Annotated in this window: 15 protein-coding genes and 1 pseudogene; 9 read left to right on the top strand and 7 right to left on the bottom strand. The window is 47.2% G+C overall.

Features of this window, described 5'->3' with window-relative positions; genetic code table 11:
* Positions 1–3 precede the first annotated feature (3 nt).
* The gene (frlR, locus tag JQX68_RS16675; protein ID WP_040081902.1) at positions 4–732 is read right to left on the bottom strand and encodes a transcriptional regulator FrlR; all 729 of its coding nucleotides are present in this window, start codon (positions 730–732) and stop codon (positions 4–6) included.
* Between the two features lie 180 nt (positions 733–912).
* Here frlR and JQX68_RS16670 point away from each other — a divergent pair, with 180 nt between their 5' ends.
* A complete protein-coding gene (locus JQX68_RS16670) occupies positions 913–2016 on the top strand; it encodes an ABC transporter ATP-binding protein (RefSeq protein ID WP_069840295.1) in 1104 nt (367 codons plus the stop codon).
* 32 nt (positions 2017–2048) lie between these two features.
* Here the strand turns inward: JQX68_RS16670 and JQX68_RS16665 are convergent, their stop codons facing one another.
* Together JQX68_RS16665 and JQX68_RS21785 are read right to left on the bottom strand one after the other, a co-directional pair.
* Positions 2049–2915 carry an endonuclease I family protein gene (locus JQX68_RS16665; RefSeq protein ID WP_069150260.1) on the bottom strand — a complete coding sequence of 289 codons (867 nt, stop codon included), beginning with the start codon at positions 2913–2915 and terminating at the stop codon, positions 2049–2051.
* 81 nt (positions 2916–2996) lie between these two features.
* A pseudogene (locus JQX68_RS21785) lies at positions 2997–3074 on the bottom strand (hypothetical protein); the annotation flags it as partial.
* 253 nt (positions 3075–3327) lie between these two features.
* Here JQX68_RS21785 and allC point away from each other — a divergent pair.
* From allC to pucE, 7 genes are all read left to right on the top strand, one after another.
* Positions 3328–4566 (top strand): allantoate deiminase, encoded by a 1239-nt coding sequence (gene allC / locus JQX68_RS16660; RefSeq protein ID WP_014665287.1) that lies wholly within the window; start codon positions 3328–3330, stop codon positions 4564–4566.
* A 16-nt stretch (positions 4567–4582) separates the two neighbouring features.
* The gene (pucG, locus tag JQX68_RS16655; RefSeq protein ID WP_147772498.1) at positions 4583–5833 is read left to right on the top strand and encodes a (S)-ureidoglycine--glyoxylate transaminase; all 1251 of its coding nucleotides are present in this window, start codon (positions 4583–4585) and stop codon (positions 5831–5833) included.
* Positions 5834–6060: 227 nt separating this feature from the next.
* The gene (locus tag JQX68_RS16650) at positions 6061–7053 is read left to right on the top strand and encodes an XdhC family protein (protein WP_041521420.1); all 993 of its coding nucleotides are present in this window, start codon (positions 6061–6063) and stop codon (positions 7051–7053) included.
* Complete coding sequence (pucB, locus tag JQX68_RS16645) at positions 7050–7667, top strand: xanthine dehydrogenase accessory protein PucB (RefSeq protein ID WP_014665283.1); 618 nt, start codon at positions 7050–7052, stop codon at positions 7665–7667. The genes JQX68_RS16650 and pucB overlap by 4 nt, the downstream gene beginning before the upstream one ends.
* Positions 7664–8497, top strand: coding sequence for a xanthine dehydrogenase subunit C (pucC, locus tag JQX68_RS16640; RefSeq protein ID WP_014665282.1), 834 nt, complete (start codon positions 7664–7666; stop codon positions 8495–8497). The genes pucB and pucC overlap by 4 nt, the downstream gene beginning before the upstream one ends.
* Positions 8498–10741, top strand: a complete 2244-nt coding sequence (pucD, locus tag JQX68_RS16635; protein WP_147772497.1) for a xanthine dehydrogenase subunit D — start codon at positions 8498–8500, stop codon at positions 10739–10741.
* Complete coding sequence (gene pucE / locus JQX68_RS16630; RefSeq protein ID WP_014665280.1) at positions 10732–11253, top strand: xanthine dehydrogenase subunit E; 522 nt, start codon at positions 10732–10734, stop codon at positions 11251–11253. Before pucD ends, pucE begins: the two co-directional genes overlap by 10 nt.
* 185 nt (positions 11254–11438) lie before the next feature.
* Here pucE and JQX68_RS16625 read toward each other — a convergent pair whose 3' ends face one another.
* From JQX68_RS16625 to JQX68_RS16610, 4 genes are all read right to left on the bottom strand, one after another.
* The gene (locus JQX68_RS16625) at positions 11439–11564 is read right to left on the bottom strand and encodes a YjcZ family sporulation protein (RefSeq protein ID WP_014665279.1); all 126 of its coding nucleotides are present in this window, start codon (positions 11562–11564) and stop codon (positions 11439–11441) included.
* Positions 11565–11866: 302 nt separating this feature from the next.
* Positions 11867–12619: an ABC transporter permease gene (locus tag JQX68_RS16620; protein ID WP_014665278.1), complete on the bottom strand. Its 753-nt coding sequence runs from the start codon at positions 12617–12619 to the stop codon at positions 11867–11869.
* Positions 12616–13617: an ABC transporter ATP-binding protein gene (locus JQX68_RS16615; protein ID WP_237711709.1), complete on the bottom strand. Its 1002-nt coding sequence runs from the start codon at positions 13615–13617 to the stop codon at positions 12616–12618. The genes JQX68_RS16620 and JQX68_RS16615 overlap by 4 nt, the downstream gene beginning before the upstream one ends.
* Positions 13575–13835: a winged helix-turn-helix domain-containing protein gene (locus JQX68_RS16610; RefSeq protein ID WP_231560771.1), complete on the bottom strand. Its 261-nt coding sequence runs from the start codon at positions 13833–13835 to the stop codon at positions 13575–13577. The genes JQX68_RS16615 and JQX68_RS16610 overlap by 43 nt, the downstream gene beginning before the upstream one ends.
* A 294-nt stretch (positions 13836–14129) precedes the next feature.
* Here JQX68_RS16610 and JQX68_RS16605 point away from each other — a divergent pair, with 294 nt between their 5' ends.
* Entirely contained in the window at positions 14130–15440 is a 1311-nt protein-coding gene (locus JQX68_RS16605) for a YcaO-like family protein (RefSeq protein WP_014665275.1), read from the top strand.

Raw genomic sequence — 15440 nt, 5'->3', positions numbered from 1 at the left:
CTGTTATGTGTAGGGGCTGTTGATGGTAAAAGTGACACGGTTTGTGTGCATCAAAAACAGTGAGCAATAGATTGGCTGGTCGTTTGATGTAAAAGCGGTTTTATCAATTTCAAACAGCGCATCCCCGATATCACAATCCAGGTATTTGCTTTCCTCCTGCTGGGCATATACAACGTTTAATAGTTTCGTATTGTGCGTGGGTACAACTTTGTATTGCTGTTTCAAAATATCATGCATAGATACACCGTCAGCAATAAAGGTATCAATGCCGGGAAACAAATCAAGCGGATAATGCGTCACTTCAAAGGTGAGAGGCTGGTCATCGTTATACAGAATGCGTTTTAATTCAACGACAGGGCTCTCGGGATGGATTTGAAGCTTTTCGGCGATGGGCTTTGGCGCTGGAATGATGTCATGGGACAGCACTTGGTGCTTCGGTTTTTTGCCGGTTGATTCCATAAATTCCGAGTAGCCGTTTACAGCGATTAGCTCTCGTTTTAATTTAGGGCTTTTAACGAACGTTCCCTTTCCCTGCTGCCTGATGAGATAGCCTTCTTCGACTAAATCGAGAATGGCTTTCCTGACGGTGATGCGGCTGACGTTATACTTGCTGCAAAGCTCATTTTCGGTAGGCAGCTTGGCGGTTGGGGAATACACGCCCTTTTTGATGTCATCAGTGATGATTTGTTTTAGCTGAATGTATAAAGGTGTAGAACTTCCGTTGTTTAACAAAGGGTAGCCTCCTTTTAACCTATTATTTATATTATAATGTATTATGACGTTATAATACAAATTTACATTTTTTATTTTAGAAATATAGCAAAAATGGGAATCGATTACTCTAAAAATAACAGAAAGACCAAGTTGTTTCCAGTGACGAAATAACGATCAAAAGATAGGGGGAATGTTCTGATGGCTTCATTAACATTCGAACACGTCAAAAAATCATATCACTCACAATTAACCGTGAAGAACTTTGATTTAGATGTAAAGGATAAGGAGCTGTTGGTGCTGGTGGGGCCGTCAGGATGCGGAAAATCAACAACGCTGCGGATGGTGGCTGGATTAGAAAGCATTTCTGAAGGAAATCTTCTCATTGATGGGAAGCGGGTCAATGATCTTCCCCCAAAAGAACGTGATATTGCGATGGTATTCCAAAACTATGCGCTTTATCCGCATATGACGGTTTTTGATAATATGGCGTTTGGATTAAAGCTCAGAAAGATGGCGAAGCAGGAAATTGCCGAGCGGGTTCATGCGGCAGCCAGAATTTTAGAAATTGAACATTTGCTGAAGAGAAAACCAAAGGCGCTCTCCGGCGGGCAGCGGCAAAGGGTGGCGCTTGGCAGGTCGATTGTAAGGGAGCCGAAGGTCTTTTTAATGGACGAGCCGCTTTCTAATCTGGACGCAAAACTAAGAGTGACGATGCGGACAGAAATCAGCAAGCTGCACCAGCGATTAGAGGCAACGATCATTTATGTCACGCATGACCAGACCGAAGCAATGACAATGGGAGATCGGATTGTCGTCATGAATGAAGGGGAAATCCAGCAAGTGGCGAAACCTCATGACATTTATCATTACCCGGCGAATCTGTTTGTCGCAGGCTTCATCGGCTCTCCCGGAATGAACTTTTTAAAAGGCGTTATAGAACAGCAGCATGGCGAGCTGTTTTTCACAAACCCTTCGATCCGTCTTCATATTCCTGAAGAAAAAGCAAAGCGGCTGAAGGAAAACGGATATGCCGGAGAGCAAATGATTGCCGGAGTCCGGCCGGAGCACATCACACAAATGACAGGAAATAAACAGGTGTTTGATTCAGTGTTTAAAGCAAAGGTAGAAGTGAATGAAAATCTGGGCTCAGAGCTCATTGTGCATGTCATGGCTGGGGGCGAGCGGCTGACGGTTCGCCTGGATGGAAACACGCGAATCGCAGCAGGCGATTCAATCCAGCTCACAGTGAAAATGGATCACGTCGTCTTTTTCGATGCGGAAACAGAAGAGGCTGTGTATTAGGAAAGGTGCTCCTTTTTAGGAGCACCTTTTTCTTACGGCCAAATCTCATCCGCCCATTCAGGGTGATCGATAAATGGGTTGCGGTTGTGTTGATATTTCTCATAAATGATTTCATTTCTTTTCCGCTCACGGTCGTCAACCGGATCCTGCTTATTCCACTCGAGCAGGACAGATTGTTTGCCATGATAAGGAGCTGAGCCATTGCCTGTCTTATCATTAAGCTCAAGGTCAGGGTAGCCGTCATCACCCTCGTAACGGACAGCCATGTAAAACAGCATGCGGGCAACATCGCCTTTCACATTATCACGGGGCTCCCATGAATCGCCGTCATAATAATTTCCGGGTGCCTTTGCATATTCAGTGCCGCCATTGTCAAAATCCATGTTTCCTCTGGCGCTGTTAACTTGGACATCAGCCGGGCGCAAATGATGAATATCAGTACCAGGTCCCTTGCTCGTACCAAAATCGCCATGGGATTTCGCCCAGACGTGCTCGCGGTTCCAATCGCCGACATTGCCGCCGTTCAGGTTTTTGGACCGCGATTCATTCGTATAGAGCAGGATGACGTTATTCCGATTAGCCGGGTCTTCATCAGTTTCTTTCAGCGCGTTCCACACCTCGCTGTAGGACAGCATCGTGTGTCCGCTGATGATGCGGTGCAGGGCGCTTTTTAGCGAGTCTCCTGTTTTGCCTTCAGCCACTTCATAATAGGTATCTGTGTCAGCATAGGGTGCAGCGGGGGCGGCTAATGAGAGAAGACTCCCTGTTCCTGAAGGGGAAGACGCCAATCGGTCATTAAGGTTTAATGCGGTTTGCCCGCTTGCTGAAGCTGCCGGCGCAAACCATCCGGAAATCAAGAAAACACAGACGAGCGGCAGAAACCATGCTTTTTTTGTCATCACTTGCCCTCCTTTTATGAGATCATGTCTATTATCTAAAATTGACATAAAGGATAGAAGTGTCATTTTGTATATTTTTCATTAAAATTGTAAATTAGTTCCTTTGGAGGAGGCGGAAATGTCCTGTTCCCATATCCTTAGGTCCTGTTTTTGCAAGCTGCGCCATTTCTGTTTTTACCGCCTCTCCTCCCAAGCTTAGCTCGTACATATGAAAGGCAGTTTGACCCTCTCTTTCGCTCTTGCTGGCTCTCTTCTTTACCGTGTTTTCTTTTGACTTCTGACAGGTATAGGGTGAACCTGATTGCTAGATACTGTGACCAAAAAATAAACGTTTTTTTGGTTAATATGCCAATGAACTATCATGTTCCTCCTTCTATAATGAAGTCACTATAACGGCCAGAGGGGGGAGTACATGGAAAAGCAGAAGCATTCAGTAAAAAACAGCATCACAGATTATATTGAATGGCTCGCCCAATACGGTGCGTCTACGGACGGCGGCGTAACGAGGCTTTTATACACAAAAGAGTGGATGGACGCACAGCTTGCCGTGAAAACAGAAATGTCTTCTTTCGGGCTTGAGACAAGATTCGACGATGTCGGGAATGTGTTTGGAAGGCTTTCGGGCACCCAGTCTCCGGATGAAGTCATTGTAACCGGTTCACATATCGATACTGTCATCAACGGCGGGAAATACGACGGCGCCTATGGTGTTTTGGCGGCAATGCTTGCGATAAAGCAGCTCAAAGAGGCCTATGGAGCGCCGAAAAAAACACTCGAAGCGGTGTCCTTATGTGAGGAGGAAGGCAGCCGTTTTCCAATGACCTATTGGGGATCAGGGAATATGACGGGTGTTTTTTCATTACAGGATGGAGCAGAGCCAAGAGACGAATCAGGAGTCTCGCTGCAAACTGCGATGCATGAGTGCGGTTTTGGCAAAGGTGTGTTTCAGCCGGCATATCGGACAGATATCAGCGCTTTTGTTGAGCTTCATATTGAACAGGGGCAGACGTTGGAAATGTCAGGCCGGGATCTCGGCATTGTGACAAGTATTGCGGGGCAGAGGCGATATCTCGTCACGCTGGAAGGGGAATGCAATCACGCGGGAACCACCTCCATGAAATGGCGCAAGGACCCGCTCGCAGCCAGCAGCCGTATCATTCATGAGCTGCTGCTGCGGTCGGAGGAGCAGCCGGAGGAGCTCCGTCTGACATGCGGAAAAATAACGGCAGAGCCCAATGTAGCCAATGTCATACCGGGCCGCGTCCAGTTTTCAATCGATATTCGCCATCAGCATCAGCACGTGCTGAAGCAGTTTCATAAAGACATGGTTGCTTTGATCAATGGTATTTGCCATCAAAAAGGAATTCGTGCCGTGATTGATGAATATATGCAGATAGAGCCTGTGCCGATGGATGAAAGGCTGAAGGCTGCGGCTTTTGAAACAGCATTAGAAAACGGCATCAGCTGTGAGGAAATGGTGAGCGGAGCTGGGCATGACGCGCAAATGATTGGAAGGCGTTATCCTGCTTGTATGCTGTTTGTGCCAAGCCGGGGCGGCATCAGCCACTCGCCAAAGGAATATACCCCAGCCAGACAGCTTGAGATCGGCGTCCGCGCACTGACTGATTTATTACACAAACTGGCTTACTGATAAAGGAGGAATGGCTGTGTCAGGCAGAAGAGAATTATGCACCCCGTTAAGAACGATTATGACGCCGGGACCCGTTGAGGTTGATCCGCGTGTATTAAGAGTAATGAGCACCCCGGTTGTCGGCCAATTTGATCCGGCGTTTACAGGTATTATGAATGAAACGATGGAGATGCTTCGGGAGCTGTTCCAAACGAAAAACCGCTGGGCATACCCGATTGACGGCACTTCACGGGCGGGTATTGAAGCAGTGCTGGCTAGCGTAATAGAGCCGGAAGATGATGTGCTCATTCCCATTTACGGCCGTTTCGGTTACTTGCTGACTGAAATCGCCGAGCGGTATGGGGCGAATGTTCATACGCTTGAGTGCGAATGGGGAACGGTTTTTGACCCGGAGGACATCATACGGGAGATAAAAAAAGTGAAGCCGAAAATTGTGGCGATGGTGCATGGAGAAACATCGACAGGACGGATTCACCCGCTGAAAGCGATCGGTGAAGCCTGCCGCACTGAGGATGCATTGTTTATCGTCGATGCAGTCGCAACGATCGGGGGCTGTGAGGTCAAAGTCGATGAATGGAAGATTGACGCTGCCATCGGCGGGACGCAAAAATGTTTGTCTGTGCCATCAGGAATGGCGCCGATTACATATAATGAGCGGGTGGCGGACGTGATTGCAGCCCGCAAAAAGGTGGAGCGCGGGATTGCGACACAAGCTGACAGGGCAGCACTTTCGGAAAATCGGCCAATTACAAGCAACTACTTTGATTTGAGCCAGCTTGAGGATTATTGGAGCGAAAGACGGCTCAATCATCATACAGAAGCGACAACGATGCTGTACGCCTTGCGTGAGGGTATCAGGCTGGTGCTTGAAGAAGGCCTTGAGGCCCGTTTTGAGCGGCATCGGTACCATGAAACCGCATTAGCGGCAGGAATAAAGGCAATGGGGCTAAGATTGTTTGGAGATGACAGCTGCAAAATGCCTGTTGTCACCTGTGTTGAAATTCCCGGCGACATCGATGGCGAGTCTGTCCGTCGTGTGCTGCTGGAACAATTCGGCATCGAAATCGCCAGCTCATTCGGCCCGCTGGCAGGGAAGATCTGGAGAATCGGCACGATGGGCTACAGCTGCAGAAAAGAAAATGTATTATTAGTGCTTGCCGGTTTAGAGGCTGTGCTTCTCAGGCATAATGCAGGTATCGAAGCAGGGAAGGCGCTCCAAGCGGCGCTTGATGTATATGAAAACGCTGGCCGCCAGGCAGCGGTGTAAAGAAAAGCTTGCGGACCTCCGCAAGCTTTTTAAGCTATCATTTCGTGTTTTCTCCAATTTGATTTTCTTCGTTTGACTCTTTTTACAAATCCTCTTTCTATGTGTTTCATTTTCTGACAAATCATGAGTCATTCTCTCTTCCATCATCTATTCTTTATACAAGTTACCCATACAATCACGCGGAACTCGTTGTTTCTCACAGCAATTTTTGAGGGGAGGATGCAGCATTGGGAAATTTCCACACGGTGTTAGACGCGCTCCTGGAAGACCAGGAGGAGGCTGTGCTGGCGACCATTGTTCAGGTTGAAGGCTCCGCTTATCGAAAAGCAGGCGCTTCTATGCTCTTTAAGAAAAGCGGCCAGCGGATTGGCTTGCTGAGCGGCGGGTGCGTGGAAGAAGATTTATGCCAACGAATCAGTGCGCTGGGCGATCAGCTCACGTCAGCGCTGCTTCCCTACGACATGCGGGCGGAGGATGATCTGTCCTGGGGCATGGGAGCCGGGTGTAACGGCATGATTCATGTTCATGCGGAGCGAATCACTCAGGGAAAAAGGCGCCACTATGAAAAAGTGAGGGAATGCCTTCATTCAGGCAAAGCTGTCACTTCTATTGTAAAGATTGAATCCTCCCATTATTTATTTCTGACGGAGAATGGGCATTTTGGGAACTGGCCGGACGCGCCTCTGCAAAATATTCAACGTACTGTTTCAACGCTTCATTTACCGCATTTCGATCCGCCAACTAACATGTTTATTCAGCGAATTGAACCGAAACCGCGTCTCATTCTGTTCGGGGCGGGACCGGATACTGTACCGCTGGCCAATTTGGCGGCTGATACAGGGTTTTCTGTTATCGTGACGGATTGGCGGCCCGCTTATTGCACATCCTCTCTTTTTCCAAAAGCGGATCAGCTGATCACCGCTTTTCCGGAACAAATGCTCAGCGAATTCCAATTTTCTTCGCATGATGCAGCAGTTGTGGCAACCCATCATTATCAGCACGATCAAATGATCATCAACTTCTTATTTTCTCAAAATCTCCATTATATTGGACTGTTGGGTTCGGCAAATCGTACAAAACGGCTGCTGAACGGAAAACAGCCTCCGTCTCACTTTTACAGTCCGGTCGGGCTGGACATCGGTGCGGAAGGTCCCGAGGAAATTGCGGTAAGTGTAGTTGCAGAAATCATTCAAACAAGAAAACGGGTGGCGGTTGTATGAGAAGCCCCTATCTGATTGGGGTATTTCTCGCTGCCGGCAATAGCAAAAGAATGGGCCAAAACAAGCTGGCTTTGCCGCTAAAAGAAGAAACCATCGGCTCACTTTCTTTGAAAACTGCTCTGTTGTCCCGCCTTGATCATGTGCTGGTCGTCGAGCGGACAAAGCATGCCTCCCTTGAGTGGATAGGATCGCCATATCAAGCACCGCCTTTTCAAAAACGCTGGAGCCTGCATGTTTGTCCAGACGCGGAAAAGGGTCAGGGGCATTCAATCAGCAGCGGGGTGCGAAAAGCAGAAAGCATGGGGGCGGACGGCGTTGTCATTTTGTTAGCCGACCAGCCTTTTCTTTCCGTTGATCATCTCAATGCCCTTGTGGCACTGGCTCCTGAGTCATTTGCCGTGTCATCATTTTTAGGGACGTTCACCCCGCCAATCTACTTCTCATCGGCTTGTTTTCCTTATGTAAAGGGGCTAAAGGGAGATGAAGGGGCTCGCAGGCTCCTGAAAAGCGGAAAGCTTGGAGCAGGTGCGGTTTTGGAGGCAAAGGGAAGCGGTGAGTTGGAGGATATTGATACACCGGAGGAATATGACATGGTAAGGAGGGTGATGGCTTGAACGGCCAAGTGACCAAAGAAAGGATGAATATTCAATTGTGGAGGCCGTCAGCGCTTGATGAGGCCTATTCGCTTTTGCAGCAGCTTGCTCCGGATGTATGTGCCGCATCGGGAAGCACGCTGCTTCAGCTTCAGTGGGACAAAGGAATTTTGCCGAAACAGCACCTTGTCAGCCTTGATGGGATTGACGAGATGCGAGGGATAAGCGTCAGTGACACCCATGTGTCGATCGGGGCGCTGGCCACATTGAGTGAATGCAGAAAGAACCCTTTAATCAAGAGCGCAATTAGCTGCTTCAGTGAGGCTGCTTCCGCTGTCGCCGCACCTGCAATTCGCAGCCAGGCGACAATTGGCGGAAACATAGCGAGTAAAATCGGTGATTTGATTCCGCTTTTGCTTGTGCTTGATGCTGAGCTTATCGTGTATCAAAAGGAACAGATCAGGCTGCCGCTAGGCGCTTGGCTCGTGGATGGAGACTTTGAAACGGCTATCGTCACGCGTGTCATCATCCCGCGGGTGGCGGGAGAGCGTGTATTTTACCGCAAGCTTGGGAGACGTCAGGCTTTTACAGGAGCGGTTGCTGTTGCAGCCGGACGTTTTTTGAAAGACGGCGGCATTCGTCTCGCCGCTGGCCATGCCGATATCACACCTGAGAGATTATTGGACAGCGAAGCGAAATGGAAGGCACCAGGGTGGGACCCGCATGAGCTGTACAAAACACTTATCCATGAGCTGCCGTTTTCCGCAGATGCTTTTATGTCAGCGGCATACAGAAAAAAAGCCGCTGCCAACGTCATCATGGCAGAGCTGATGGCTGAGGGAGGGGAATAAATGATCATCAACAAACCATCAAGAGTCAGGCCGGATGGAAGCGAAAAGGTCACAGGGGAACTGAAATATATGACCGATCTCAGCTTTCCAGGAATGCTGTATGGCAAAGTGCTGAGAAGTGCTTATCCTCATGCAGAGATTGTGTCGATTTGCACCATGAAAGCTGAGAAAGTGGAAGGCGTGCGGGCCGTCGTCACGCATAAAGACGTTCCCGGCTTAAACCGATTTGGCCTTGTCATCCCTGATCAGCCGGTTTTATGCGAGGACAGGGTGCGGCATGTCGGAGATGCGATCGCCGCAGTTGCTGCGGAAACGGAGGAAATCGCGGAGGCTGCGCTGGAGCTGATTTGCGTTGAGTATAAAGAACTGGAGGTCATTGATTCACCTGAAAAAGCGCTTCAGCCGGGCGCGCATAGACTGCACGAGGACGGGAATATCCTGCACCGCGCGTTTTTTTCAAACGGTGATGTGGAACAGGGTTTTCGAGCATCTGACACAGTCCTTGAAGAAACCTATGAGCTGCCGCGGCAGATGCATACGTATATGGAAACGGAGGGAGGCGTAGCCGTTCCGGAGGATGATGACGGCTTTACGATGTATGCAGGCACGCAGCACGGCTATAAAGACCGGTTCCAGCTTGCCCGTATTTTTGACATTCCTGAAGAGAAGATCAGGGTTGTGTCAAGTCCGATGGGCGGCTCATTCGGAGGGAAGGATGAACTGAATATCCAGCCGTATGCAGCACTTTTGGCCTTGAAAAGCAGACACCCGGTCAAAGTTCATCAAACACGAAAGGAATCTGTACGTTCTGGCATTAAGCGCCATCCGATGAAGATTACGATAAAAACGGGTGCGGATCATGCAGGAAATCTATTGGCGCATGACGTGAAAATTGTGGCGGACACAGGCGCTTATGCTACGCTTGGACCGGCAGTTCTTGACTTTTCTGTCGAGCACGCGGCGGGGCCGTACCGTATTCCGAATATCCGGACTGAAGGAATATCTGTATTTACGAACAACGGGGTGGCTGGAGAATTTCGAGGCTTTGGCGGCAACCAAATCACATTTGCACTCGAAACCCATCTAGATCGTCTCAGCAGCATGCTCGGCATTGATCCGCTGGAGCTGAGAGGGAAAAATATCAGAAATCCGCATGACTTGGGGCCGCTTGAGCATCGGATTGCACCAACTGACGGAGCGGCGCAAGTGTTGGACACCATTTCTAAATCTCCCATTCTTACAAGAACAAGCCGGAAATGCGGGTATCTGCAAAGAGGCACGGGAGCGGCAATCACAATGCACGGCGGAGGGCTGGGGTATGGCCGAATGGATGCGGCGGGAGGCCGTTTGTCTCTTTCTAGTGAAGGCAAAATCACTGCTTCGTTTGGATTTGAAGAATGCGGACAGGGGATTCTAGCAGCGATTGAACATATTGTCACGGAGGAGTTAGGTTGTGCCGCGGAGGATATTTCCATTGTTATTGGGGATACCGCAAAAGTACCGAAGTCAGGCTCCTCCACAGCATCCCGCGGCACAAGCATGGTGTGGCACGCGATCCAGCGTTTGAAGAAGCCGTTTCTAGCTCAGTTGAAAAAACGGGCGGCAGAATGGAGCGGCTGTTCAGCGGAAAACCTTATTCCCGGCGCTGCAGGATTGCGTGACAAAAACACAAAGGCGCTCGTGGTGACGTATAAGGAGCTGGCTGAAAAAGGCCCTTTGACAGAGGAAACGGCATTTGACTTTCCAACAACGCCTGATCCTGTCGTAGCACCAGGCAGTCATTTCTTGTATTCTTTCGGTGCAGCTGCCGTTGAGGTGGAGGTAGATCTGTTAACAGGCGATGTCAAAGTGATAGATTGTGAGCATGCTATTGCAGCAGGTCCGGTTGTCAGTCCGCAGGGTTATCGAGGTCAAATTGAAGGCGGCGCTGCAATGGCGCTCGGCTACACACTAATGGAGGAAGCCAAAATGACGGACGGCCGTTATGCGGCGGAGAATCTGGACCAGTATATCATTCCCGGTGTGAAGGATGTTCCAGATATGAAGCTGACCGCGATAGAAGAGCTGATGGAAGGCGATTCCCACGGTCCGCGCGGCGTCGGCGAAATCGGAACGATCGCCATCACTCCAGCTATTGTAAAGGCCATACATGATGCGGTCGGATGCTGGATAAATAAGCTGCCCATTTCAAGAGAAGAACTTCTTAACGCGATAGACAGGAAGGGGATGAAAGAATGGACGTAAAAGAGGCCGGGCCGTTTTCTGTAAAAAAGGAACAGTTGCGGATGACCGTGAATGGACAGGAGTATGAGGTTGCAGTCGTTCCTGCGACACGTCTAAGTGACCTGCTTAGAAAGGAATTTCAGCTGACCGGGACAAAGGTGTCCTGCGGAATCGGCCGCTGCGGAGCGTGCTCCATCCTAATCGACGGAAGGCTGGCCAATGCGTGCATGACGATGGCCTATCAAGCAGACGGACACTCCATCACAACCATCGAAGGGCTTCAAAAAGAAGAGCTGGATATCTGCCAAACCGCTTTCTTAGAGGAAGGCGGTTTCCAATGCGGCTACTGCACCCCGGGCATGACGATTGCCCTTAAAGCGCTGTTTGAGGAAAACCCGCATCCGGCTGACGAAGACATAGAAGAGGGGCTGGCGGGGAATTTGTGCCGGTGTACCGGGTATGGCGGGATTATGCGGTCTGCTTGCAGGATTAGAGAAGAGTTGAACGGAGATAGACGGGAGTCCGGCTTTTAAAAGCCGGATTTTTTTAGCCTGACATTTTACTATGAAAAAGCGGTCAGACAGCGTGTGGGAAAACATACGGTACATTTCGTAGAATTGATAGCTCCAGCTTCACATAGCAAAGACGCCATAAAAACTCTTATGGCGTCTGCCGGACAGGGAGGTGCTGATACCGCAGAGGATTGGCAAAGTCAAACTTAATAACCGCTAAAGAAAGAAGCTCCAACAATGATTAACAAAATGAATAGCACTACGATTAAAGCGAAGGAGCTGCCGAGACCGCTTGAATAACCAGAGTTTCCGCCAGAATTGTAGAATCCCATAATGTCACCTCCTTTAGTGGAGATAGAATAAGATATGCCAAACGATCATTTTCGACATAGATTTGAGTCTAAAAAAGAAAAAATGAATATTTTGTCTAAAGGTGTAAGAGAGATTAAACACTATTAAAACAGACTCAAATGATGCTGCATATCAGGAGGATGATGTTTGCGTTCTGTTTGGAAAAAAAGTAAATCATAAAGAAGGGCCAACAGGGGATTTGTCCCTGTCGGCCTGGGTATGGCTGGATTAGGCTGCAGGCTTGCGGGAATGCGGCAAGAGATGGCTTGATTTTTTTATGATGTTATCCGCGGATATTATCCCAACGAAACAAACGGACAGCTGCAAAAGCCAGAAGTGCAGTTGAAGCGATTAAAATAAGATAGCTGAATAACACGCCAAGAGATGGATTGTCTCCATTTAAATAATAACGCAGAAGTTCTCCAAAGTAGGTGAGAGGGATAAATTTCGATACTGTTTCAAGCCAAGAGGGAAGCAGGTTCATCGGCATAATTAATCCGCACACGATTAGCAGAGGGGCCAGCATGCCACCTGAAAGCCCATTTACAGCTTCAATAGAGAGACGCATGCTTCCCACAGTATAACCAAGTGCAAACAGCATGAGAAGCCCGATAAGTGAAACAAGCATGATTTGAGGGATATTCTGTGCTTGTAACATTCCATTGAAATAAGCGATACTAAGCAGCGCAACAAGTTGAAAAGCTGCTAAAACAAAACGAGCGCATATTTGAGAAAGCACAAAGGTCAGCTTTGATGCTTCAGTTAAACCAATTAATCGCAAAGTTCCCTGGTCCCTCATTTGTATGATAGGAGTGGAAGTTCCGTTTATAGCAAGCGTAAAGAATGCCATCACAATAATGCCAGGAATGATAAACTCAAATAAATCTGTACCGACTCCCGTAGAGCTGGAGAGAACACCAAACATAATCAGGAATAGAAACGGAAAGGCGAGAACCATAAAAAAGGTTAAAGGATTTCGAATCAGTTCTTTTATATTCATGAATAGAAGCGCAGAAAAAGCACGTTTATTCATCATACCAAAACACCCTCTCGTATTTTCTTTCCCGTAAGCTTAAGAAAAACATCTTCCAAGGTTCCCTGTTCAATGCGGATGCTGGACCACTCTGCGTCAATCTGTTTGATAATCGAAGAAATTACATTTTTGGTAATGGGTTCGGCCACGATTTCAAGCTCGTAGCCAATAGGCAGTGTTTTTATTGAAGATTTTTTTATTTCGGGAATATTTTTCAATTGAGCCACTTTTTTCTGATCGGTGTACTTTAGGAACAAGCGCTGCTGAGGACAATGGGTTTGTATTAAATCTACCGGCGTTCCGAGGGCGGCAAACTTCCCGTTATTTAAAATAGCAGTACGGTCGCATTGTGTATAGGCCTCTTCCATTGAGTGTGTTGTTAAGAAAACACTTTTCCCATTTTCCTTAAGGGATTGGATAATATCCCAGATTTGCCGGCGTGAATGAGGATCTAAAGAGGCGGTCGGTTCATCTAAAAACAAAATATCAGGATCAGATATAAGTGCAATGCTGATCAGCAGCCTTTTCCTTTGCCCCCCTGATAGTTTGCGAGTGGGTTTGTTCATCATGTCTTCTAAACCTACCAGCTTTAATATTTCTTCAGGAGATCTTGATTTATTATATAAGGAAGAAAATAATTTCAAAGTTTCTCCTACTTTCAAATAAGGAAATAGAGTGGTTTCTTGAGGCTGAACCCCAATAAATGGACGGATTTTTTCAGGCTGTTTCAATGGGTTGTAACCCATCACTGAAACTTCGCCGCCGCTTGGTTTGCGCAATCCGATGATAGATTCTAAGATTGTTGTTTTCCCCGCTCCGTTCGGACCTAAAAGCCCAAAAACTTCCCCTTTTCTCAAATCAAAAGAAATTCCCTTTATGACTTGATGATCCTCGTAAGACTTATTTAGATTTTGCACGGTGATAGGTAAGCTGGACTTCATGTAACTGTCACACTCCTTTAATGTTTTGGATAGAGAATGTAGCCTTCTTTTCTCAGGCATAAGATATGCCTGGGACGTTTTACATCTTTCTCGATTAGTCGCCTCAGCCGATTAATATATACATACAATGCATTCTTTGTAGCGAACCCTTCCTCTCCCCACGCATATTTTATGAGTTTGGCTTTGGATACTGGTCTGCCGTTATTGACAGCTAAACAATGAAGCAAACGAAATTGAATTCTGGAAAGGGGAATAGTGGAATTTTCATTCACCAGCATTTCACGTTCAGAGTCTAATAACCAATCGCCAATTAGAAGCATTTCTCTTTTTGTGTAATTAATCTGAATCTCCTCCTTTAGATAAGACAACTGAGACGTATGATTTCATTAGCATATACGGGAACAAAGACAATTCAGTTCAGATGAAAATGACAAAACTTATAAAATTAGGAAAAAAGTATTATTAATCTTAACGTATATTAAGGTTTTCGACATAGATCCAGATTGATATATCTAATATAATAAATTCATAGCATAGAATTTACGTTTTTTTGAAAAAATGGAGGTGCGTGAATGGCTCATTCGTTGGAAAAACTAGTACAGCCTTTAGGAGGATTTATAAACAGAGTATCTTCCCTCCCGACCTATCCTGGTGAACCTGATTTCCCAATTCAAGTTGCATCTACGGGAGATATTTCTCAGTCTCTGTCCCATATATCAAGCTTAAATCCGGGGAAGTCGTTGACGGGAGATATGGATGGTGCAGGAGGATCACTTCACGAAAAAGATAGTCGAATTAAAGCGATTGCTGAAGCATTAGAACGATATTCCAGCTGTGTGTATAGTGAGGAACAGTTTATTTGGGCAACAGCTGAGGAATTAGGGTCGAAAGCTTTAGATTTAAAAAAAATTCCCATCTGCTCAGAAACTGAACGATCTCATCCCCGCTGCCCGGTAAATAAACCATTATTAGATTCTCCGTTGAGGTGGGTAAAGGGCATGTCTCTTCACACACAAGAAGAGACATGGATTCCAGCCATCATGACCTATTTGCATTTGCCGGCTATGAGCCAAGGTGAGCGCTTTTGGCTTCCGATTTCGACCGGCTGTGCTGCACATACCTCTTATGAACAAGCTCTTGTAAATGCGATATGTGAAGTCATTGAAAGGGACGCGATCTCTTTAACTTGGTATCAAGAACTTCCTCTTCCTCACATCATCTTTGATAAAAAGCCAGATCAAGAAATGACTGAATTTTTAAATAAAACATTCGAGAATGGAAATATCAAGCAATATCTGTTCGATGGTACAACGGACTTAGGCATTCCAACCATTTATTCCTTGCAGCTGACACCCGATAATAAAAAACTGGCTGCCTTGATTATGTGTGCGACTGATTTAAATCCTCATAAAGCAATAAACAAAGTTATGAGGGAAGCCGCTTCTTCACGCATCGCCATGATGGCAGAGCGCCCTGCGCCGCAAGATATAGATGATTTCTACAATGTGTTCCACGGCGCGACCTATATGGGGAAAGCTGAAAGGCTGCATGCCTATGATTTTCTAGTACATTCGCCGAATCAATCCAATCTTTCAGAATTACCAAACCTTGAGCAAGAAAATGCGGGAGAAAATTTAAAATTTCTTTTAAATCGTCTTGAGGAAAAGGGACTTGAGGCATTTGCAGTTGATCTGACAACCGATGAAGCCATTCATGCTGATATGCGCGTGGTTCGTGTCATTATACCCGGCCTTCAGCCTTTGTCCTTCAGTTACCGCTGCCGTTTTTTAGGGCACCAGCGTCTTTATGAAGCAACAAAAGCGATGGGTTATCCGGTGAAAACGGAGAGCGAAATTAATGCTTGGCCTCAGCCGTTTGCTTAA

Origin of the sequence: Bacillus sp. LJBS06 (assembly GCF_016924995.1) — a bacterium.
In the GTDB taxonomy this organism is placed as follows: Bacteria; Bacillota; Bacilli; order Bacillales; family Bacillaceae; genus Bacillus; species Bacillus stercoris.
The sequence above is the reverse complement of the archived record's forward strand: the minus strand, read 5'-3'. Positions and strand labels throughout refer to the sequence as shown.